This window comes from Pseudomonas sp. ABFPK, assembly GCF_001586765.1.
Classification (GTDB): domain Bacteria; phylum Pseudomonadota; class Gammaproteobacteria; order Pseudomonadales; family Pseudomonadaceae; genus Aquipseudomonas; species Aquipseudomonas asiatica.
Map to the genome: position 1 here is coordinate 49,314 of NZ_LQXW01000003.1, position 21,373 is coordinate 70,686.

General features: G+C 62.8%; 19 protein-coding genes and 1 riboswitch. Of the genes, 8 read left to right on the forward strand and 11 right to left on the reverse strand.

All coding sequences use genetic code 11. The features are described 5' to 3' along the window. Positions 1 to 24: 24 nt before the first annotated feature. The 7 genes from WM94_RS03200 to tkt form a co-directional block, all read right to left on the reverse strand. Positions 25 to 2,151 (reverse strand): bifunctional diguanylate cyclase/phosphodiesterase, encoded by a 2,127-nt coding sequence (locus WM94_RS03200; protein WP_061550427.1) that lies wholly within the window; start codon positions 2,149 to 2,151, stop codon positions 25 to 27. Positions 2,152 to 2,374: 223 nt separating this feature from the next. After that, the gene (fba, locus tag WM94_RS03205; protein WP_003259623.1) at positions 2,375 to 3,439 is read right to left on the reverse strand and encodes a class II fructose-bisphosphate aldolase; all 1,065 of its coding nucleotides are present in this window, start codon (positions 3,437 to 3,439) and stop codon (positions 2,375 to 2,377) included. A 100-nt stretch (positions 3,440 to 3,539) separates the two neighbouring features. After that, on the reverse strand, positions 3,540 to 3,869 hold the full coding sequence (locus WM94_RS03210) for an MliC family protein (RefSeq protein ID WP_061550428.1): 330 nt from the start codon (positions 3,867 to 3,869) through the stop codon (positions 3,540 to 3,542). A 63-nt stretch (positions 3,870 to 3,932) separates the two neighbouring features. After that, a complete protein-coding gene (locus tag WM94_RS03215) occupies positions 3,933 to 4,184 on the reverse strand; it encodes a hypothetical protein (protein ID WP_003257743.1) in 252 nt (83 codons plus the stop codon). Continuing rightward, positions 4,184 to 5,347, reverse strand: a complete 1,164-nt coding sequence (locus WM94_RS03220; protein WP_003257744.1) for a phosphoglycerate kinase — start codon at positions 5,345 to 5,347, stop codon at positions 4,184 to 4,186. The genes WM94_RS03215 and WM94_RS03220 overlap by 1 nt, the downstream gene beginning before the upstream one ends. Positions 5,348 to 5,359: 12 nt before the next feature. Next, positions 5,360 to 6,421 (reverse strand): erythrose-4-phosphate dehydrogenase, encoded by a 1,062-nt coding sequence (epd, locus tag WM94_RS03225; RefSeq protein WP_015272057.1) that lies wholly within the window; start codon positions 6,419 to 6,421, stop codon positions 5,360 to 5,362. Between the two features lie 150 nt (positions 6,422 to 6,571). Next, positions 6,572 to 8,569 carry a transketolase gene (tkt, locus tag WM94_RS03230; RefSeq protein ID WP_061550429.1) on the reverse strand — a complete coding sequence of 666 codons (1,998 nt, stop codon included), beginning with the start codon at positions 8,567 to 8,569 and terminating at the stop codon, positions 6,572 to 6,574. Positions 8,570 to 8,798: 229 nt separating this feature from the next. Here tkt and WM94_RS03235 point away from each other — a divergent pair, with 229 nt between their 5' ends. From WM94_RS03235 to WM94_RS03250, 4 genes are all read left to right on the forward strand, one after another. After that, on the forward strand, positions 8,799 to 9,791 hold the full coding sequence (locus WM94_RS03235; RefSeq protein WP_061550430.1) for a metalloregulator ArsR/SmtB family transcription factor: 993 nt from the start codon (positions 8,799 to 8,801) through the stop codon (positions 9,789 to 9,791). Between the two features lie 18 nt (positions 9,792 to 9,809). Further along, positions 9,810 to 11,000, forward strand: a complete 1,191-nt coding sequence (metK, locus tag WM94_RS03240; RefSeq protein ID WP_015272060.1) for a methionine adenosyltransferase — start codon at positions 9,810 to 9,812, stop codon at positions 10,998 to 11,000. A gap of 145 nt (positions 11,001 to 11,145) precedes the next feature. Then, positions 11,146 to 12,846: an NAD-dependent DNA ligase LigB gene (ligB, locus tag WM94_RS03245; protein WP_061550431.1), complete on the forward strand. Its 1,701-nt coding sequence runs from the start codon at positions 11,146 to 11,148 to the stop codon at positions 12,844 to 12,846. A gap of 132 nt (positions 12,847 to 12,978) precedes the next feature. Next, positions 12,979 to 13,371, forward strand: coding sequence for a DUF1090 domain-containing protein (locus tag WM94_RS03250; protein WP_061550432.1), 393 nt, complete (start codon positions 12,979 to 12,981; stop codon positions 13,369 to 13,371). A 135-nt stretch (positions 13,372 to 13,506) separates the two neighbouring features. Here WM94_RS03250 and WM94_RS03255 read toward each other — a convergent pair whose 3' ends face one another. Beyond that, positions 13,507 to 13,953: a cytochrome c gene (locus WM94_RS03255; RefSeq protein ID WP_061550433.1), complete on the reverse strand. Its 447-nt coding sequence runs from the start codon at positions 13,951 to 13,953 to the stop codon at positions 13,507 to 13,509. A 119-nt stretch (positions 13,954 to 14,072) separates the two neighbouring features. On the opposite strand from WM94_RS03255, the gene WM94_RS03260 reads away from it, so the two are divergent. After that, on the forward strand, positions 14,073 to 15,224 hold the full coding sequence (locus WM94_RS03260) for a murein transglycosylase A (RefSeq protein ID WP_061550434.1): 1,152 nt from the start codon (positions 14,073 to 14,075) through the stop codon (positions 15,222 to 15,224). A 49-nt stretch (positions 15,225 to 15,273) separates the two neighbouring features. On the opposite strand, the gene WM94_RS03265 is transcribed toward WM94_RS03260, so the two are convergent. After that, on the reverse strand, positions 15,274 to 15,660 hold the full coding sequence (locus WM94_RS03265) for an MAPEG family protein (protein ID WP_024087834.1): 387 nt from the start codon (positions 15,658 to 15,660) through the stop codon (positions 15,274 to 15,276). 28 nt (positions 15,661 to 15,688) lie between these two features. Continuing rightward, positions 15,689 to 16,522 (reverse strand): EamA family transporter, encoded by an 834-nt coding sequence (locus tag WM94_RS03270; protein ID WP_061550435.1) that lies wholly within the window; start codon positions 16,520 to 16,522, stop codon positions 15,689 to 15,691. Positions 16,523 to 16,813: 291 nt separating this feature from the next. On the opposite strand from WM94_RS03270, the gene WM94_RS03275 reads away from it, so the two are divergent. Next, complete coding sequence (locus WM94_RS03275; protein WP_061550436.1) at positions 16,814 to 18,049, forward strand: sodium:proton antiporter; 1,236 nt, start codon at positions 16,814 to 16,816, stop codon at positions 18,047 to 18,049. A 122-nt stretch (positions 18,050 to 18,171) separates the two neighbouring features. Here WM94_RS03275 and WM94_RS03280 read toward each other — a convergent pair whose 3' ends face one another. Next, positions 18,172 to 18,573, reverse strand: coding sequence for an acyl-CoA thioesterase (locus WM94_RS03280; RefSeq protein WP_003257757.1), 402 nt, complete (start codon positions 18,571 to 18,573; stop codon positions 18,172 to 18,174). A gap of 178 nt (positions 18,574 to 18,751) precedes the next feature. After that, a riboswitch (S-adenosyl-L-homocysteine riboswitch) is annotated at positions 18,752 to 18,848 on the forward strand. 20 nt (positions 18,849 to 18,868) lie between these two features. Between WM94_RS03280 and ahcY the strand changes: the two genes are divergently transcribed. Both ahcY and metF read left to right on the forward strand, forming a co-directional pair. After that, on the forward strand, positions 18,869 to 20,278 hold the full coding sequence (gene ahcY / locus WM94_RS03285) for an adenosylhomocysteinase (protein WP_013974512.1): 1,410 nt from the start codon (positions 18,869 to 18,871) through the stop codon (positions 20,276 to 20,278). Between the two features lie 166 nt (positions 20,279 to 20,444). After that, a complete protein-coding gene (gene metF, locus WM94_RS03290) occupies positions 20,445 to 21,290 on the forward strand; it encodes a methylenetetrahydrofolate reductase [NAD(P)H] (RefSeq protein WP_039612479.1) in 846 nt (281 codons plus the stop codon). The last annotated feature ends 83 nt before the right edge of the window (positions 21,291 to 21,373 follow it).

Below are 21,373 nucleotides of genomic sequence, written 5' to 3' on the forward strand. Positions count from 1 at the left end.
GTAACGAAAGCCGATTCTAGCCAATCATGGCCCCGGCCAGGAGAAAATTGCCGGGAAGCTGCTGGCATCCGTGGCGGTCATCGGGTATGCCACCAGGAACCCCTGCACGTACTCACAGCCATTGGCCTTGAGCCAGGCCGCCTGGGCCGGGGTTTCCACCCCCTCGGCGATTACCGTGATGCTGTAGTCGGCGCACAGGCCGATGACGCTGCGCACCAGCGCGGCATCCTCCGCCGAGTCGGGCAGGCGCGCCACCAGGTGGCGGTCGAGCTTGAGGGTATCGATCGGCAGGTCGCGCAACATGCGCAACGAACAGTCGCCGGCACCAAAGTCATCCAGCGCCACCCGCACCCCCAGCTCGCGCAAACGATGTATCTGCTTCACCGCCGCATCGATGTTGTACATCAGCGAGGTTTCCGCCACCTCTACTTCCAACTGCGCCGGGTCCAGCTGGTAAAGCTGGATGACCCGGTGCAGTTCGTCGACCAGGCTGGGCATGGCGAACTGCGCGCGGCTCAGGCTGATACCCAGCACCAGGTCTGCCGGGAAACGCTGGCACCAGGCCTGGCGCTGAGCCGCGCCCTGGCGGTAGATCCAGCTGGCCAGGCGGTTGATCAGGCGCGCCTCTTCCAGCAACGGGATGAACAGCCCCGGCGGAACGTCGCCGACACTGGGATGCTGCCAACGCAGCAAGGCCTCGAAGCCACGCAGGCGGCCATCGTTGAAGCCAACCTGCGGCTGGTAAACCAGAGTGAAGTCTTGTTGCTCCACGGCCGTGCGTACACTGTCCTCGAGCATCAGCCGCGAACGCGCCCGGCCATTGAGCTCCTGATCGTAGAAGCGATACTGCTGGCGCCCGGCTTGCTTGGCCGCGTACATAGCCGCATCGGCCGCACGCAAGAGGCCTTCGACATTGGCGCCGCAATCCGGATAGGTGGCGATGCCGATGCTCACACCAAGGCTCACATCCAGCCCTTCCACCTGGTGGCTGATGGAAATGCGCTCCAGCAACCGCTCGGCATAGCGCCCGGCCTGCTCCGGGTAAGGCAGGCTGTCGAACAGCGCGGTGAACTCGTCGCCGCCCATGCGCGCCAACAACGCTTCACTGCCCAGGCAATCCTTGAGCTGTTCGGCCACCCAGTGCAGCACCCGGTCGCCAGCGTCGTGGCCGAGCGAGTCGTTGATGCGCTTGAATCCATCCAGGTCCATGTACATCAGTGCCTGCGCCTTGTCCGAGCGCTCGTTGCGCAGCAGTGCACCTTCGGCGGCCTGATAGAACCCGCGGCGGTTGAGCAAGCCGGTAAGCGGGTCGGTGACGGCCTGGTATTCCAGCTGCTGGTGCAGGTTGCGCACCACCGACATGTCCAGCACGGTAACCACCATGGCTTGCTGTTCTGTCGGCAGCGGTGCACAAGACAACGCGACCGGCACCAGCTCGCCGCCAAGGGTGCGCAACTGGGCATCGTGCACGCGGAAGATGCGCCGCCCAAGGTAGGCCTGGTAGAACTCCGATTCGCTCCACAAGCAGGCACTGGCCAGTTGCACCAAATCGAGCAGATGGGCGCCCTGCAACTGCTGGACTGGCGCTGACAACAAACGGGAAATGGCCGGGTTGGCAAAGCTGATGATGCCTTGGGCATCCACCACCAGAATGCCCTCGGCAGCGTTCTCCAGGATCGACGCGTTGAACGCCCTGGCCGTTTCCAGTTCACGGGTCAGGCGCTGCAGCATGCGCCGATTGCGCTGCTGGTCGAGCAGGGCCTGGACCTTGGGCTTGAGAATTTGCGGGTCGAACGGTTTGAACATGTAGTCCACGGCGCCACTGGCGTAACCCTTGAGCACGGCCGCTTCGGACTGTTCATTGGCGGTGAGGAAAATGATCGGGGTCAGCCGGGTGCGCTGGCTGCCGCGCATCAGTCGGGCGACTTCGAAGCCGTCCATCTCCGGCATCTGTACATCCAGCAGCACCAGGTCGACATCGTGTTCAAGCAAAGCACCCAGGGCTTCCATCCCCGAGTTTGCCGTCAACACCTGCCAATCCTGACGGGCCAGCAATGCCCGCATGCTGATGAGGTTTTCGGGGTAATCGTCTACCACCAGAAGAACCGAGTTGCCATCCAGTGGCTGAGGGTGAGGTTGAGCGCCATCCATGCTGCTTCTCTATTATGTGACCGACTTCAAGATACGGTTGGATCCACTAGTACTCTAGACCTGAGCGGATAACACGCAATGCAATCAGAACGCTATCAGTGCCTCAACTATACGGTAGCCGACTAACGGTCGCTTTGCCGGGAATATGTGCCCGCGCAAAGTTCTAACACCCAAAAATGAAAAAACCCGCATCGCTGCGGGCTTTTTCATCAATACCAGAAGATCAGTTGATCTTGGCGGCCAGCTCACCTTTCAGGTAGCGCTGGTACATGCCTTCCAGGGAGATCGGCTTGATCTTCGAGGCATTGCCAGCGGTGCCGAAGGCTTCGTAACGAGCGATACACACGTCACGCATGGCCTTGATGGTTTCACCGAAGAACTTGCGCGGGTCGAACTCGCTCGGGTTCTGCGCCATCAGGCGGCGCATGGCACCAGTGGAAGCCAGACGCAGGTCGGTGTCGATGTTGACCTTGCGCACGCCGTACTTGATACCTTCGACGATTTCCTCGACCGGTACACCGTAGGTTTCCTTGATGTCGCCGCCGTACTGGTTGATGATCGCCAGCCACTCTTGCGGCACCGAGGACGAACCGTGCATCACCAGGTGGGTGTTGGGGATGCGCTTGTGGATTTCCTTGATGCGGTCGATGGCCAGCACATCACCGGTTGGTGGCTTGGTGAACTTGTAGGCACCGTGGCTGGTACCGATGGCGATGGCCAGGGCGTCGACCTGGGTCTTCTTGACGAAGTCGGCAGCCTCTTCCGGGTCGGTCAGCATCTGGCTGTGGTCCAGCACGCCTTCGGCGCCGATGCCGTCTTCTTCACCGGCCATGCCGGTTTCCAGCGAACCCAGGCAGCCCAGCTCGCCCTCTACCGAAACACCGCAGGCGTGCGCCATGGCAACGGTCTGCTGGGTAACGCGAACGTTGTACTCGTAGTCGGTCGGGGTCTTGCCATCTTCACCCAGCGAGCCGTCCATCATCACCGAGCTGAAGCCCAGCTGGATCGAGCGCTGGCAGACGTCAGGGCTGGTGCCGTGGTCCTGGTGCATGCACACCGGGATATGCGGGAATTCTTCGATGGCCGCCAGGATCAGGTGACGCAGGAACGGGGCACCGGCGTATTTGCGGGCACCGGCCGAAGCCTGGACGATCACCGGGGAGTCGGTCTTGTCGGCCGCTTCCATGATGGCGCGCATCTGCTCGAGGTTGTTGACGTTGAAAGCTGGTACGCCGTAACCGAACTCGGCGGCGTGGTCCAGCATCTGGCGCATGCTAATGAGTGCCATTGTGTATCTCTCTCCCGACAAGCGTCGTTTGTTTCGTGCAAGCCTGCCGCAGGGGCGGTTGCTGTTCAAGTAGTGTGGGCCACCCTCGCGGCCCGGCCAGTCACGGTGCCTTGCAGCCCCGCCCAATCAGATCGTTGGTTGCCACCCAGTACACCAGGCCTTCTTCGCCCTTGGTATGGAAGGCCAGCATGCCATCGCTGTACAGCGCACCCGAGGCACCCGGCTCGGCCTTGAGCCGGTAGACCTGGTCGCCGCCACCAAGGCGCACATCGACCTGATCGCGCTGCGCATCAGCGAAGCGCCACAGCACTTCAGCCTGAGTGTCGCAGACCCAGCGGGTCCAGTCGTCTGCCGGAGCGGGTTGCGCCGGCCTCAGCAGCGAGCATCCTGCCAGTGTCGCCAGGGCCGTCACGGCCAAAAGCGCTTTCATTACATATCCTCTAGATGACCATGCAGCGGCCGCTTGGTTGCCCGACCCGACGAAATGCCGGGTTCAAGGGCAACCAGGCGCCTTGCGCTGGTGGTCTTCGTCGTACTTTTCCAGGCCTTCCGGGCCCACGCGCTTGCTGATTACCGGCACGGTCTCGGCCTGCCACTCGGACTGGTAGCAACCGCCCTTTGGCGGCTGGGCCGGGTCGGTATCCGAGGCCGGGCTGCCGGCGCATGCGCTCAGCAGGCCGGCCAGCATCATCACAGGCAATTGCTTGACCATCAGGCCGCTCCCTTTGCCAAGCGCCGACGTCATCAGGCCTTGGCCCGCTCTTCCAGGATCGCCACGGCCGGCAGTACCTTGCCCTCGACGAACTCGAGGAAGGCGCCACCGCCGGTAGAAATGTAGGAGATATCGGCGCCAACGCCATATTTGTCGATGGCAGCCAGGGTGTCACCGCCACCTGCGATGGAGAACGCGGCGCTGTCGGCGATGGCCTTGGCCAGCACCTTGGTGCCGTTACCGAACTGGTCGAACTCGAACACGCCGACCGGGCCATTCCACAGGATGGTCTTCGACGACTTCAGCAGCTCCGCGAAGTGGGCTGCGGTTTGCGGGCCGATGTCCAGGATCATGTCGTCAGCGGCAACGTCAGCAATGGCCTTGACGGTGGCTTCGGCGCTCTCGGCGAACTCCTTGGCAACCACCACGTCGACCGGCAGAGGCACGCTGACCTTGGCAGCGATGGCCTTGGCGGTATCGACCAGGTCAGGCTCGTACAGCGACTTGCCTACCGGGTGGCCGGCTGCGGCCAGGAAGGTGTTGGCGATGCCACCACCGACGATCAGCTGGTCGCACACCGAGCTCAGGCTGTTCAGCACATCCAGCTTGGTGGAGACCTTGGAACCGGCAACGATGGCCGCCATCGGCTTGGCCGGGGCCTTCAAGGCCTTGCCCAGGGCATCCAGCTCGGCTGCCAGCAGAGGGCCAGCAGCAGCGACCTTGGCAAACTTGGCAACACCATGGGTCGAACCTTCGGCACGGTGGGCAGTACCGAAAGCGTCCATGACGAACACGTCGCACAGGGCGGCGTATTTCTGCGCCAGCTCGTCGGCGTTCTTCTTCTCGCCCTTGTTGAAGCGCACGTTCTCGAACAGCACCAGGTCACCAGCCTTGACCTCGACACCGTCCAGGTAGTCGGCAACCAGCGGCACGTCGCGGCCCAAGGCATTGCTGAGGTAGTCGGCGACCGGCTTGAGGCTGTTCTCGGCGGAGAATTCACCCTCGGTCGGGCGGCCCAGGTGCGAGCAGACCATTACCGCTGCACCCTTTTCCAGGGCCAGCTTGATGGTCGGCAGCGCTGCCAGGATACGCGCGTCGCTGGCTACCACACCGTCCTTCACAGGCACGTTGAGGTCTTCGCGGATCAGTACGCGCTTACCTTGCAGGTCGAGGTCGGTCATCTTCAACACGGTCATGAATGCAGTCCTTCAGGGCTGTTTGTTGCGGGTTGGGTGGACGACGTGCAGATAGTGTTCGGCAACGTCGAGCATACGGTTGGCGAACCCCCATTCGTTGTCGAACCAGGCCAGCAGGTTCACCAGGCGAGGGCCGGAAACACGGGTCTGGCTGGCATCGACGATCGCCGAATGCGGGTCATGGTTGAAATCACAGCTGGCGTGGGGCAACTCGGTGTAGGCCAGCAAGCCTTTGAGCGGGCCTTCCAGCGCCGCCTCGCGCAGCACCCGGTTGACTTCGGCCGCGCTGGTATCGCGAGCGGTCTGCAGGGTGATATCCAGGCACGAGACGTTGACGGTCGGTACGCGTACCGCTTTGGCCTGGATTCGCCCGGCAAGTTCCGGAAGCAGGCGTTCGATGCCACGCGCCAGACCAGTGGACACCGGGATCACCGACTGGAAGGCCGAGCGCGTGCGGCGCAGGTCTTCGTGGTGGTAGGCGTCGATCACCGGCTGGTCGTTCATCGCCGAGTGGATAGTGGTGATCTGCACGTACTCGATGCCGAATGCCTGGTCCAGCACACGCAGCAGCGGCACGCCGCAGTTGGTGGTGCAAGAGGCGTTGGACACCAGGCGCTCGCTGCCGGTCAGGCAGGCCTGGTTGACGCCGTAGACCACCGTGGCATCGACATCGGCCTCGCTGGCCATCGGCTGCGAGAACAGCACCCGAGGCGCGCCGGCGTCGAGGAAGCGCTGGCCATCGGCGCGGGTGTGGTAGGCGCCGGAGCACTCCAGTACCAGGTCGATGTCCAGGGCGGCCCAGTCGATGCCCTCGGGGGTGGCACTGCGCATCACCTTCACGCAGTCGCCATTGATATGCAGACAGTCGCCATCGACCTTCACCTCACCGGGGAAGCGCCCGTGGGTGGAGTCGAAGCGTGTCAGGTATTCAAGGCTGGCCTGGTCGGCCAGGTCGTTCAGCGCGACGATCTCGAAACCGGCCTTTGCCCCCCGCTCGAACAGCGCGCGCAGGACACAGCGGCCGATACGGCCATAACCGTTGAGTGCAACTTTGTAGGGACGCAGGTGGGGCATAGGTAGCTCTTGAACTCCGGCAGTTGAACGGGGCCGCTGCGCAGCCCATTCGCGGCACAAGGCCGCTCCTACAGGGGACGGCGTACGCAATACCCTGTAGGAGCGGCCTTGTGCCGCGAACGAGGGCCAGAGGCCCTCGCCTTCCTTGTATCAGTCTTCCAGCAGCTCTTCGGCAGTACCGAGGATGTTCTCCAGGGTGAAGCCGAACTCTTCGAACAGTGCCGAAGCCGGCGCCGACTCACCGTAGGTGGTCATGCCGATGATACGACCTTCCAGGCCGACGTACTTGTACCAGAAGTCGGCGTGAGCGGCTTCGATGGCGATACGCGCACCCACTTCCAGCGGCAGCACGGACTGCTTGTAGGCAGCGTCCTGGGCATCGAACACGCTGGTGCACGGCATGGAAACCACGCGCACCTTGCGGCCTTGTTCGGTCAGCTTGGCGTGCGCCTGAACAGCCAGGCCAACTTCGGAACCGGTGGCGATCAGGATCAGCTCAGGCTCGCCGGCGCAGTCCTTGAGCACGTAGCCGCCGCGGCTGATGTCGGCGATCTGCTGGGCGTCGCGGTCCTGGTGCTGCAGGTTCTGGCGCGAGAAGATCAGCGCCGAAGGGCCGTCCTTGCGCTCCAGAGCGCTTTTCCAGGACACGGCGGATTCCACCGCGTCGGCTGGGCGCCAGGTGTCCAGGTTCGGCGTGCTGCGCAGGCTGGTCAGCTGCTCGATCGGCTGGTGAGTCGGGCCGTCTTCGCCCAGGCCGATGGAGTCGTGGGTGTAGACGTGGATCACGCGCTGCTTCATCAGTGCCGACATGCGCACGGCGTTGCGGGCGTATTCCATGAACATCAGGAAGGTCGCGCCGTAAGGTACCAGGCCACCGTGCAGGGCAACGCCGTTCATGATGGCGGTCATGCCGAACTCGCGAACGCCGTAGAACACGTAGTTGCCGCTGGCGTCGTTGGCTTCGACACCCTTGCAACCCTTCCACAGGGTCAGGTTGGAACCGGCCAGGTCTGCCGAACCGCCGAGGAACTCCGGCAGCAGCGGGCCGAAGGCGTTCAGGGCGTTCTGGCTGGCCTTGCGGCTGGCGATGGTTTCGCCCTTGGCGGCCACTTCGTTGATGTAGGCCTGGGCCTTCTCGCTGAAGTCGGCCGGCAGCTCGCCGCTGTCACGGCGCTTGAACTCGGCAGCCAGCTCCGGGTAGGCCTTGGCGTAGGCGTCGAAGCGCTGGTTCCAGTCGGCTTCAACCTTGGCACCGGCGGCCTTGGCGTCCCACTCGGCATAGATGTCGGCCGGGATTTCGAACGGGCCGTGGTTCCAGTTCAGTTCCTTGCGAGCCAGGGCGATTTCGTCGTTGCCCAGCGGTGCGCCGTGACAGTCTTCCTTGCCCTGCTTGTTCGGCGAGCCGAAACCAATGATGGTCTTGCAGCAGATCAGGGTCGGGCGATCGCTCTTGCGGGCGGTCTCGATGGCGGTCTTGATCTCGTCGGCGTCATGGCCGTCGACGTTGCGGATCACCTGCCAGTTGTACGCTTCGAAGCGCGCCGGGGTGTTGTCGGTGAACCAGCCGTGCACTTCGCCGTCGATGGAAATGCCGTTGTCGTCGTAGAAGGCGATCAGCTTGTTCAGGCCCAGGGTGCCGGCCAGCGAGGCGACTTCGTGGGAGATACCTTCCATCATGCAGCCGTCGCCGAGGAACACGTAGGTGTTGTGGTCGACGATGTTGTGGCCGTCACGGTTGAACTGGGCAGCGAGCACTTTTTCGGCCAGGGCAAAGCCCACGGCGTTGGCGATACCCTGGCCGAGCGGGCCGGTGGTGGTCTCGACGCCTGGGGTGTAGCCGTATTCCGGGTGGCCCGGGGTGCGGCTGTGCAGCTGGCGGAAGCCTTTGATGTCATCGATGGTGACGTCGTAGCCGGTCAGGTGCAGCAGCGAGTAGATCAGCATCGAACCGTGGCCGTTGGACAGTACGAAGCGGTCACGGTCGGCGAAACTCGGGTTGCTCGGGTTGTGCTTCAGATAGTCGCGCCAAAGCACTTCGGCGATATCCGCCATGCCCATGGGGGCACCTGGGTGGCCGCTGTTGGCCTTTTGCACGGCATCCATGCTGAGGGCACGAATGGCGTTGGCACGTTCACGACGGCTGGGCATCGCTGATCTCCTGGGGGGCTTGAATAGGTGGTGTCACGAAAAAAGGCGGCCATTTTCGCCCACTGGGGGGGCTTGGGGCAATGACGTATGGTCGCAGTCGGGGGATTTTCCTGCGATTGGCATTCAATTCGGGGTAAAACCGGGAGAACCACCCCACTCATCACTCAATATCAAAACTTTTTGATATTGCCCTTGCTAGGGCAACGATGCCTGTCTAGACTGCCGCACCATGAACCTCCGTGCGCAATCGATCCCCGAGCAACGCGAAGCATTGGCTGCCCTGTGCAAAGCCAGTGGCGACGAGTTGCGCCTGAACGTATTGCGCGCCCTGGCCAACGACTCGTTCGGCGTGCTGGAGCTGGCGCAGATCTTCGACGTGGGCCAGTCGGGCATGAGCCACCACCTTAAAGTACTGGCCCAGGCCGAGCTGGTGGCGACCCGCCGCGAGGGCAATGCCATCTTCTACCGCCGCGCCCTGCCCGACAGCTTGCGCCTGGGAGGTCGACTGCACGCGGCGCTGCTCGAAGAGGTGGACAACCTGACTCTTCCGCCTGACGTGCAGGCGCGCATTGCCCAGGTGCAGCAACGCCGCGCAGCCACCAGCCAGGACTTCTTCCTGCGCGTGGAAGAGAAGTTCCGCGCCCAGCAAGACCTGATCGCCGGCCTGCCGCAGTACCGCGAAAGCCTGCTGGCGCTGCTCGACAAACTGAATTTCGACCCGGCCGCCAGCGCCCTGGAGGTCGGCCCCGGTGACGGTGGCTTCCTGCCCGACCTGGCCCGGCGCTTCGCCCAGGTCACCGCCCTGGACAACAGCCCGACCATGCTCGAACTGGCGCGCCAGGTGTGCCAGCGCGAAGGGCTCGACAACGTGAACCTGCAGTTGGCCGATGCACTGGGTGCAACGGATGTGGCCGCCGACTGCGTTGTGCTGAACATGGTGCTGCACCATTTCAGCGACCCGGCCCTGGCCTTGCGCCAGCTGGCCAAACGGGTGAAGGCAGGCGGCAGCCTGCTGGTAACCGAACTGTGCAGCCATGACCAGGGGTGGGCGCGCGAAGCCTGCGGCGACCTGTGGCTTGGCTTCGAACAGGACGACCTGGCCCGTTGGGCCAACGACGCCGGGCTGGCCCCCGGGGACAGCCTGTACGTGGGCTTGCGTAACGGTTTCCAGATCCAGGTCCGCCATTTCCAGCGGACGGCTGGCGACATACACCATCGGTAAATTTCAGGAACCTTCGAGATGAGCGAATACTCCCTTTTCACCTCCGAGTCCGTGTCCGAAGGGCATCCGGACAAGATCGCCGACCAGATTTCGGACGCCGTCCTTGATGCCATCATCGCCCAGGACAAATACGCCCGCGTAGCCTGCGAAACCCTGGTCAAGACCGGCGTCGCCATCATCGCCGGCGAAGTCACCACCTCCGCCTGGGTCGACCTGGAAGAGCTGGTGCGCAAGGTCATCATCGACATCGGCTACAACAGCTCCGACGTCGGTTTCGACGGCGCCACCTGCGCCGTGATGAACATCATCGGCAAACAGTCGGTGGACATCGCCCAGGGCGTCGACCGTTCCCGCCCGGAAGACCAGGGCGCCGGTGACCAGGGCCTGATGTTCGGCTACGCCAGCAACGAAACCGATGTGCTGATGCCGGCACCGATCTGCTTCTCGCACCGTCTGGTCGAGCGCCAGGCCGAGGCGCGCAAATCGAAACTGCTGCCATGGCTGCGTCCGGACGCCAAGTCGCAGGTCACCTGCCGTTACGAAAATGGCAAGGTGGTCGGCATCGACGCCGTGGTGCTGTCGACCCAGCACAACCCTGAGGTTTCGCAGAAAGACCTGCAGGAAGCCGTGATGGAGCTGATCGTCAAGCACACCCTGCCTGCCGAACTGCTGCACAAGGGTACCCAGTACCACATCAACCCGACCGGCAACTTCATCATCGGTGGCCCGGTGGGTGACTGCGGCCTGACCGGGCGCAAGATCATCGTCGACTCCTACGGCGGCATGGCCCGCCATGGTGGTGGCGCGTTCTCCGGCAAGGACCCATCCAAGGTCGACCGTTCCGCCGCCTACGCCGGCCGCTACGTGGCCAAGAACATCGTCGCCGCCGGCCTGGCCGAGCGTTGCGAGATCCAGGTGTCGTACGCCATCGGCGTGGCCCAGCCGACCTCCATCTCGATCAACACCTTCGGTACCGGCAAGGTCTCCGACGACAAGATCATCCAGCTGGTGCGCGAGTGCTTCGACCTGCGTCCTTACGCCATCACCACCATGCTCGACCTGCTGCACCCGATGTACCAGGAAACCGCTGCCTACGGTCACTTCGGCCGTACCCCGCAGCAGAAGACGGTCGGCGACGACACCTTCACCACCTTCACCTGGGAGCGTACCGACCGCGCCCAGTCGCTGCGTGACGCTGCCGGCCTGTAAGTTTCCTACAGCGCCAGGCGAAAGCCCCTGCCGAGCAATCGGCAGGGGCTTTTTTGTGACATATGGGCTGACAAACGCTGCATGGCGACGCGCACGCTACCTGCCTAGGCTGAGGGCTCCCACCTGCCATGCAAGGATGCTGGCCATGCCGCTCATGCTGCTGTTCGCCCTGATGTTGACGTTGAATGCTCCCCTTGTCCGTGCCGCCACATGCCCCACCTGGAACCCGCAACAAGTCGAGGCTGAAGTGAGCCGACTGCGCGCCACGCTTGCCCGCTGGGACGACCATTATCATCGTCAGGGCATCGCATTGGTGGCCGATGAAATATACGACCAGAGCCGCCAGCACCTGGCGCACCTGCAGCAATGCTTTGGCATCACGACTACCCCGTCCCCGCTGGCCAGCGCTGGCGGGCCAATTCCGCATCCGGTGCCGCACACCGGCGTCGACAAGCTGGCCGACCGTCAGGCTGTAGAACGCTGGCTGGCCGGCAAGGCAGATGTTTGGGTGCAACCAAAGGTCGATGGCGTAGCAGTCTCCCTCATCTACCGAAAGGGCCGGCTGGTGCAGTTGATCAGCCGGGGGGACGGCGTGCAGGGGCACGACTGGAGCCGCCACATCCCCCTGCTCGACGCAATCAACCGGCAGCTGCCCCAGACCATTGACCTGCAACTCCAGGGCGAACTGTACCTGCGCCTGGACGCGCATGTGCAAGCCCGGGCAGGCAGCGCCAACGCCCGAGGGACGGTAGCCGGGCTGCTGGCTCGCAAGCAGCTGGGTCGTGAGCAAGGTGAGCGCATCGGCCTGTTCGTGTGGGACTGGCCGCAAGGCCCCGAGCAGCAGGCCGAACGCCTCGCGAAGCTGGCGGAACTGGGCTTTGCGCACAGCCAGGATTACAGCGTCGCCATAGAAACAGCGGACGATGCAGCGCACTGGCGTGAGTACTGGTACCGCTCACCCCTGCCTTTCGCCACCGATGGCGTGGTGTTGCGCCTAGGCGTCCGGCCTCCGTCCGAACGCTGGCAGGCCAAGGCGCCCTACTGGATCGCGGCGTGGAAGCACCCGTACACGCAGGCCTTGGCCGAAGTGCGCGACGTACGCTTCCGCGTCGGCCGTACCGGCAGGGTTACGCCAGTCTTGCATATACTGCCGGTTACCCTGGATGACCGGCGAATCACCCAGGTGAGCCTGGGATCGCTGGCACGTTGGCTCAAGCTCGACATCCGCCCCGGTGACCAGGTGGCCGTCAGCCTTGCCGGGCTGACCATCCCACGCCTGGAGCAAGTGGTGCACCGCGCCGCCGAGCGCCAACCGGTGATCGCACCAGCGCCCGGCCAGCATCATGCCCACAGCTGCTGGCAGATCAGCGAAAGCTGCGAAGAGCAGTTCATTGCTCGTCTCACCTGGCTCAGCGGCAAGCAGGGGCTGGCCCTGCCGCGCACCGGCCCTGGTACCTGGCGCCGACTGGTGGCTGCAGGGCTGGTGACCTCGATGACCGACTGGCTGCATCTGGATGCCGAGCGCCTGGCCCAGGTAGCGGGTATCAGTGACACAACGGCTTCGCAGTTGCTGGGCAGTTTCGACCAAGCCCGCTCACGGCCTTTTGCGCAATGGCTTCGCGGACTCGGCGCGCCTACACCCACCGGCATGCAGGTAACAGGCGACTGGCTGGAGCTGGCTGCCCGCACGAATCTTGAATGGCAAGCCATGCCCGGTATCGGCGAAAAGCGCGGGCAACAGCTTGCTGGATTTTTTGCAACCACCGAGGTTCAAGCCATTGCAACGCAACTGGCCACGGCAGGGATCGATGGATTCCGGATCGACAGGCAAAGCATCGAGCAATGATTATTTACCAATTTACCTGTAGGAAAACCCCGAGATTAAGCCGGAAAACCCCAACAAGGGTTTCTAAATGAGCAAAACCAAGGCAGGATTTCCCCCAACTTTTGCTGCCCCGCCCCCTCAAGGAGGCTTTTCATGAAACGTATTTCGACCCTTTTCCTGATCGCGACACTGGGCCTGCCCGCTGGTGCCGTACAAGCCGCCCAGCCGGACGCCGGCCTGACCGGTTGCGCCGCCAAGCGTAGCGCCATCGAGAACCAGTTGAAGATTGCCCGTGACCACGGCAACAACGAACAGGCCGCAGGGCTTGAAGAGGCACTGCGAGGGGTCGACAACTGCACCGATGCCAGCCTGCGCAAGGAACGTGAGCAGAAGGTGCTCGACGCACGTCACGAAGTGGCGCAGCGGGAAAAGGACTTGAAGAAAGCCGAGAAGAAAGGCGATTCGGAGAAGATCAACAAGCGCAAGGACAAGCTGGCCGAGTCGCGCAAGGAACTGCAGGAAGCGGTGGAGGATCTGGATCGCTGACAGAGATTCGAATACTGCGTTGCCTTTACTGGCCTCATCGCCGGCAAGCCGGCTCCCACAGGTACTGCATTGCACTTGAGGGCAGCGTGATACTTGTGAGAGCTGGCTTGCCGGCGATGAGGCCGCAACAGGCCATCAATGATTACGAAACTCGATATGACAGGCCTTGCAAGCCGCTTCGACCTTGTCCATCGGTGCCTTCAACTGCGCAGCGTCCAGCGGCTGGTCGCGGGTGACGTCGACCAGTTCGCCAGTAACGCCTTCCAGCTGGCGGGCCAGGTCATGAAAGCGCGTCTGCCGCTCCCATACCTCGGCACGCGCACTACTGTCGCCACTATCACGCGCCTGTGGGAAGTGCTGCCAGGGCTGGTGCGAAAGGTTGTCCAGCTTCAGCGCACCGTCGGCAAACTTCACCCCGTCGAACGGCAACCGTCCACGCAACATGCCGCCCAGGTCTTCGCTGGTCTTGAGCATGTCCTTGAAGATCACCTTGCGCTTGCCCAGCGGGGAGTTCGGGTCAACCCGGTCACAACCACCCAGGGCCAGTGCTGCCAGCAGAACAACGGTCAATCGCTTCAACATCACGGTCACTTCGGCCTACGCAAATGGGCGGCCAGTATCGCTGCCAAGCGGCGAAAGACCAATAGCCACATAAAAAACAGGGGCGAATATCCGTGTTCACCCATGACAGGAACGTACTCATGAAATCTGCCCTGCGCCATCTGGCCTGGACACTCCCGGCACTGGCCCTTCTGGCCGGCTGCAACGGTGGCGAAAGCGCCAAACCCGAGCCCCATGCCATCGCCACCTACGCCAATGCCACATGGCAGGACCTGCCTGCCGTCAACGACAGCGACCTGGTGGCTGGCTTCCAGGCCTGGCGCAACGGCTGTGAAAAGCTAAAGCGCGACACCGTCTGGGCCAGCACCTGCGAAGCAGCCACCAGCGTGCCCGACAATGCCTTGCAGGTGCGTGCCTTCCTGCAACAGAACCTGCAGGTATACGGCCTGCGTTCGGCCGAGAATAACGCCAACGGCCTGATCACCGGTTACTACGAACCGGTCTACCCTGGCAGCCTGAGCCAATCGGCAACCAACCACGTGGCGGTCTACGGCATCCCCGACGACATGATCGTGGTCGACCTGGCCAGCGTGTACCCCGAACTCAAGGGCAAGCGCCTGCGCGGTCGCCTCGATGGCCGGGTGCTCAAGCCCTACGACACCGCCGAGGTGATCAACCGTGACGGCGTCAAGGCACCGGTGCTGGCCTGGCTGACCGACCCGATGGACCTGCAGTTTCTGCAGATTCAGGGTTCCGGCCGGGTACAACTGGAGGACGGGCGCCAGCTGCGCCTGGGTTACGCCGACCAGAACGGCCACCCCTATCGGCCGATCGGGCGCTGGCTGGTGGAACAGGGCCAGTTGAAGAAGGAAGAAGTGAGCATGGGCGCCATTCATGCCTGGGCCCAGGCCAACCCACAACGGGTGCCGGAACTGCTCGCCAGCAACCCCAGCTACGTGTTCTTCAGCACCCGCCCGGACAGCAACGAAGGGCCACGCGGTTCGTTGAACGTACCGCTGACCGCTGGCTACAGCGTGGCCATCGACCGCAAGGTGATTCCGCTGGGCAGCTTGCTGTGGTTGTCCACCACTCGCCCGGACGGTACGCCGGTGGTACGCCCGGTGGGGGCCCAGGATACCGGCGGGGCAATTACTGGCGAGGTGCGCGCCGACCTGTTCTGGGGCACTGGGCCGGAAGCTGGAGAACTGGCCGGGAACATGAAGCAGCAGGGGCAGATCTGGATGCTGTGGCCCAAGGGCAAGCCGCTGCCCGAGGTGCCGAAAGTACCTTGATCGGCGGTGGATTCTTCGCGGGCGAGCCCGCGAAGAAGGCGACGCGGTATCAGATGGAAACCACGAAGAAAGCCACAATGATCGCCAACCCGGCAAACCACACCAGCGATCGCAGCATGGCCCAGTCGGCCAGGTAACAGATGATGTACAGCAGCCGGCTGGTGATGTACATCACCCCCAGCACATCCTGGGTCACCTGCTCGGCATTGCCGACGATATCCGCCACCAGCACCGCCGCGGCAAATGCCGGGAAGGCCTCGAAACTGTTCTGTTGGGCAGCATGCGCGCGCCGCGGCAGCCCGGACAGGGTATCCAGGAAGGCACGCGGGTCGTGGTTGTCGCGCAGTCGGAAGCGGCCACTACCGGCCTTGGCTATCAACGCGCACAGTGGCGGCAAGAGCAGCGCGATCAGGATGCACCACAGGGCAACAGTCATGGACAGGACTCCTTGTTCAGTCTTCGGGTCAAAGCTTCATTACCAGCATGCCGGCCAACACCAGCCCGCAAGCTAGGAGTCTCGGCCCGCCAAAAGGTTCTTTCAGGTAGCGCATGCCCAGCAGCACCACCAGAATCACACTCAACTCGCGCAACGCCGCCGCTTCGGCCACCGACCCCAGGTGCATGGCCCACAGCACCAGCGCGTAACTGAGCAGTACACACAGCCCCACCGCCAGCCCCAGGCGCCACTGAAGGCGCCAGAACAAGATGAATGGCGCACGTCGGGCCACGCTGGCCAGCAACGGGAAGGGCCAGGCACTGAGCAAGGTCAGCCATACCAGGTAATCCCAAGGCTTGCCCCACAAGCGCACGGCCTGGCCGTCGAACCAGGTGTAGCAACCAATACACAGGCCAATCAGGACAACCACCGGCAGCATCGACCAGGGCAGCCGGTCACCGCCACCGCCCTGCCACAACAGGCAGGCCATGCCACAGGGGATCAGCAGGATGCCGATGATCTGCTGCTGGCTCAGCGATTCGCCGGCAAAGGCCAGGGTCAGCCCCAGCACCACCAACGGCGACAGCCCGCGCATCAGAGGATAGACCAGCCCCAGGTCGCCCACGCGGTAGGCCTGGATCAACAGGAAGCGGTACAACTGCTCGGCCAGCGCCGAAGCCAGCAGCCAGGGCCAGATGTTGGCCGGCGGTACCTCGACGAAGGGCACCGCCAGCACCGCGAAGGCCAACGCCACCGTATCCATGCTGGCGATCACCAGCAGGCGCTCGCCGCTGAATTTGATCAGGGTATTCCAGGTCGCATGCAGCAGGGCAGCGACCAACACCAGGGAAGTAGCCAGCACGCCTTCTTATCCTTGTGGCTTTTTATGGCTGGGACTATATAGCGTTCGAGGGCCACTGTGCGGCCCAATCGCCGGCAAGCCAGCTCCCACCTCGACCGCGTCGCTTTCAAGGTTGATGCAGTACATGTGGGAGCTGGCTTGCCGGCGATTGGGCTGCGTAGCAGCCCCTTGGATGGGAACGTTTCAAACGAATCCGGTCAAACCCTGTGTCCCGAACCCCGCGCCAGGTCATCAAAGAACTGCCCGAGCCATTCGGGTTACGACTTGGAAGCCACTGTTACAGGATTCGGGATGCTTGAACTAGTTGCCGCGTTTATCTGCCTCACCACACTCCTTACCTATGTAAATTACCGTTTCATCGGCCTGCCCCCTGCCATCGGTGTGATGGTCACGGCGCTGCTGTTTTCCCTGATGCTGCAGGGCTTGAGCCTGATCGGCTTCCCTGGCCTGGAAGCTCGCGTCGAAGGTCTGATGAACCAGATCGACTTCAATAACCTGCTGATGCACTGGATGCTGGCGTTTTTGCTGTTCGCCGGCGCCTTGCACGTGAACCTCTCCGACCTGCGCAGCTACCGCTGGCCCATCGGCCTGCTGGCCACCGTCGGCGTACTGATTGCCACCGTCGTCATCGGCTACCTGTCGCACTGGGTGTTCGCCCTGTTCGGCTGGCAAGTGCCGCTGATCTACTGCCTGCTGTTCGGTGCGCTGATCTCGCCCACCGACCCGATCGCCGTGCTTGGCGCGCTACGTACCGCCAACGCCTCCAAACCACTGAAAACCACCATCGTCGGCGAGTCGCTGTTCAATGACGGCACCGCGGTAGTGGTGTTTACCGTGTTGCTGGGCATCATCCAGTTGGGCGAGACGCCGAGCATGACCGACACGGCGCTCCTGTTCGCCCGCGAGGCCATCGGCGGGGTGCTGTTCGGCGGCCTGATCGGCTATGCCACCTACCGCATGATCAAGAGCGTCGAGCAATACCAGGTGGAAGTGATGCTGACCCTGGCGCTGGTCATCGGCGGCTCGGCAATGTGCTACGAACTGCACGTTTCGGCGCCGATCGCCATGGTGGTGGCCGGGCTGATAATCGGCAACCTGGGGCGCAACCTGGCGATGAACGACATGACCCGTCGCTACATGGACGGCTTCTGGGAGCTGATCGACGACATGCTCAACGCCTTGCTGTTCGCGTTGATCGGCCTGGAGCTGTTGCTGCTGCCTTTCAACTGGATGCACATGGTAGCCGGCGGCGTGCTGGCGCTGGCGGTGCTACTGTCGAGGTTGCTGACCGTGGCCCCGGCGATCGTGCTGCTGCGGCGCTGGCGCCCGGTGCCCAAGGGCACGGTACGGGTGCTGACCTGGGGTGGCTTGCGCGGTGGGGTGTCGGTTGCCCTGGCACTGTCGCTGCCACTGGGCGAAGAACGTGACCTGCTGCTGTCGATCACCTACATCGTGGTGCTGTCGTCGATCCTGGTGCAGGGGTTGAGCATCGGGCGGGTGGTGCGCAAAGTCAGCGCTCAGCCTTGAGAAATTGTGCCGGCCTCTTCGCGGGTAAACCCGCTCCCACAGGATCTGCGCTACCTTTCGGACGGTGAAAAACCTGTGGGAGCGGGTTTACCCGCGAAGAGGCCGGCACCGACAACCGAGATCTATTCGACTGCACTGTCCGGGAACTGGTCCTGGATGTACTTGATCTCGGTCCGCCCATGCGCCGCTGGCAACCCATCCTCGCCAAGGTTGACGAAGACCATCTTGTCGACCGTGAGGATGGCCTTGCGGGTGATCTTGTTGCGCACTTCGCACTTGAGGGTGATCGAGGTACGGCCGAACTCGGTGGCAGTGATGCCCAGCTCGATGATGTCGCCCTGACGCGAGGCACTGACGAAGTTGATTTCCGATATGTACTTGGTCACCACACGCTGGTTGCCCAACTGGACGATGGCGTAGATCGCAGCCTCTTCGTCGATCCAGCGCAACAGGCTGCCACCGAACAAAGTGCCGTTTGGGTTGAGGTCTTCGGGTTTAACCCACTTGCGGGTATGAAAGTTCATCTGTACTCCTGACCTGCCTGGCTAACGTGTAGCAATGATGGCAGAGCGGCCGCTGTCGCTCCATTGAACATCGACTATCGTCGCGATTAATCGACAGAAAACCTTGGGCAAGCCGGCGGGCGCGGCTATAATCTCCGCCGCTTCACATGGCCGCCCTCAGCGGCGCCATGCCCGCCACCCGTCCGAGGGGCGCTGCAGCAGGCTAGGCCTGTCAGGCTCGGATGGGGCGTTGCTCGCTCTCGCGGGCGCTTAACGCACAACGGCGCCCATTCGCACACTACGAATGGAGGCTCTCATGAGCGCTGCAAACATGCCTGCTGGTTTTACCGATTACAAAGTCGCCGACATCTCCCTGGCCGCCTGGGGTCGTCGCGAAACCATCATCGCCGAATCGGAAATGCCTGCACTGATGGGCCTGCGTCGCAAGTACCTGGCCGAGCAACCGCTCAAGGGTGCGAAGATCCTGGGCTGCATCCACATGACCATCCAGACCGCCGTGCTGATCGAAACCCTGGTTGCCCTGGGCGCCGAAGTGCGCTGGTCGTCCTGCAACATCTTCTCCACCCAGGACCAGGCCGCCGCGTCCATCGCCGCCGCCGGTATCCCTGTGTTCGCCTGGAAAGGTGAAACCGAGCAAGAGTACGAGTGGTGCCTGGAGCAGACCATCCTCAAGGATGGCCAGCCATGGGACGCCAACATGGTCCTTGACGACGGTGGCGACCTGACCGAGCTGCTGCACAAGAAATACCCGCAAGTGCTGGAGCGCGTGCACGGTGTGACCGAAGAGACCACCACCGGCGTGCACCGCCTGCTGGACATGCTGGCCAAGGGCGAGCTGAAAGTCCCGGCGATCAACGTCAACGACTCGGTTACCAAGAGCAAGAACGACAACAAATACGGCTGCCGTCACAGCCTGAACGACGCCATCAAGCGTGGTACCGACCACCTGCTGTCGGGCAAGCAGGCCCTGGTGATCGGCTACGGTGACGTGGGCAAGGGCTCGGCCCAGTCCCTGCGCCAGGAAGGCATGATCGTCAAGGTCACCGAAGTCGACCCGATCTGCGCCATGCAGGCCTGCATGGACGGTTTCGAAGTGGTTTCGCCGTTCATCGACGGTATCAACAACGGTACCGAAGCCAGCATCGACAAGGCCCTGCTGGGCAAGATCGACCTGATCGTGACCACCACCGGTAACGTCAACGTCTGCGACGCCAACATGCTCAAGGCGCTGAAGAAGCGTGCCGTGGTGTGCAACATCGGCCACTTCGACAACGAGATCGACACCGCCTTCATGCGCAAGAACTGGGCCTGGGAAGAGGTCAAGCCGCAGGTGCACAAGATCCACCGCACCGGCGCTGGCAGCTTCGACCCGCAGAACGACGACTACCTGATCCTGTTGGCCGAAGGTCGCCTGGTCAACCTGGGTAACGCCACTGGCCACCCAAGCCGCATCATGGACGGTTCGTTCGCCAACCAGGTACTGGCGCAGATCTTCCTGTTCGAGCAGAAGTTCGCCGACCTGTCGCCCGAAAAGAAAGCCGAGCGCCTGACTGTCGAAGTACTGCCGAAGAAGCTCGACGAAGAAGTGGCCCTGGAAATGGTCCGCGGCTTCGGTGGCGTGGTCACCCAACTGACCAAGCAGCAGGCCGACTACATCGGCGTGACCGTCGAAGGCCCGTTCAAGCCACACGCATACCGCTACTAAGCGGCCAGCTTGAAGCTTCAAGCGGCAATCAAAGGCAGACCATGCCGTTGCCGCTTGCAGCTCAAGCATCACGGATCTTGAACGATGCCCAAGCCAGGCCGGCCATAACCGATCTGGCTTTTACTTGCAGCCTGCCGCTTGAAGCTTGCTGCCAGAGGAACGCCCGATGTCCCAGGAACGCCGTTACAGTTTCGAGTTCTTCCCGACCAAGACCGATGCCGGTCACGAAAAGCTGATGGGCGTCGCCCGCCAGCTGGCCGCCTACAACCCGGACTTCTTCTCCTGCACCTACGGTGCCGGTGGCTCGACCCGCGACCGCACGCTGAACACCGTGCTGCAGCTGGAAAGCGAAGTGAAGATACCTGCCGCGCCGCACCTGTCGTGCGTAGGCGACACCAAGGCCGAACTGCGTGCCCTGCTGGCCGAATACAAGGCTGCAGGCATCAAGCGCATCGTCGCCCTGCGTGGCGACCTGCCATCGGGTATGGGCATGGCCAGTGGCGAACTGCGCTACGCCAGCGACCTGGTCGAATTCATTCGCCAGGAAACTGCCGATCACTTCCACCTGGAAGTGGCCGCCTACCCGGAGATGCACCCCCAGGCCCGCAACTTCGAGGCTGACCTGGCCAACTTCGTGCATAAGGTCAAGGCCGGTGCGGACAGCGCCATCACCCAGTACTTCTTCAACGCCGACAGCTACTTCTACTTCGTCGAGCGCGCGCAGAAGCTGGGCGTGGACATCCCGGTGGTACCCGGCATCATGCCGATCACCAACTACAGCAAGCTGGCGCGCTTCTCCGATGCCTGTGGCGCCGAGATTCCTCGCTGGATCCGCAAACAGCTGGAAGCCTATGCCGACGACACCGCCAGCATCCAGGCATTCGGCGAGGAAGTGATCACCCGCATGTGCGAACAGCTGCTGCAAGGCGGCGCACCGGGCCTGCACTTTTACACCTTGAACCAGGCCGAGCCGAGCCTGGCGATCTGGAACAATCTGCAGCTGCCGCGCTGAAATTTTTTGCAAAATCTGTTTAAGATTTGATTAAGGCTTTGGTCATAGACTAAAGCCTTATTCATTTTCCGGTTAAACAGGTC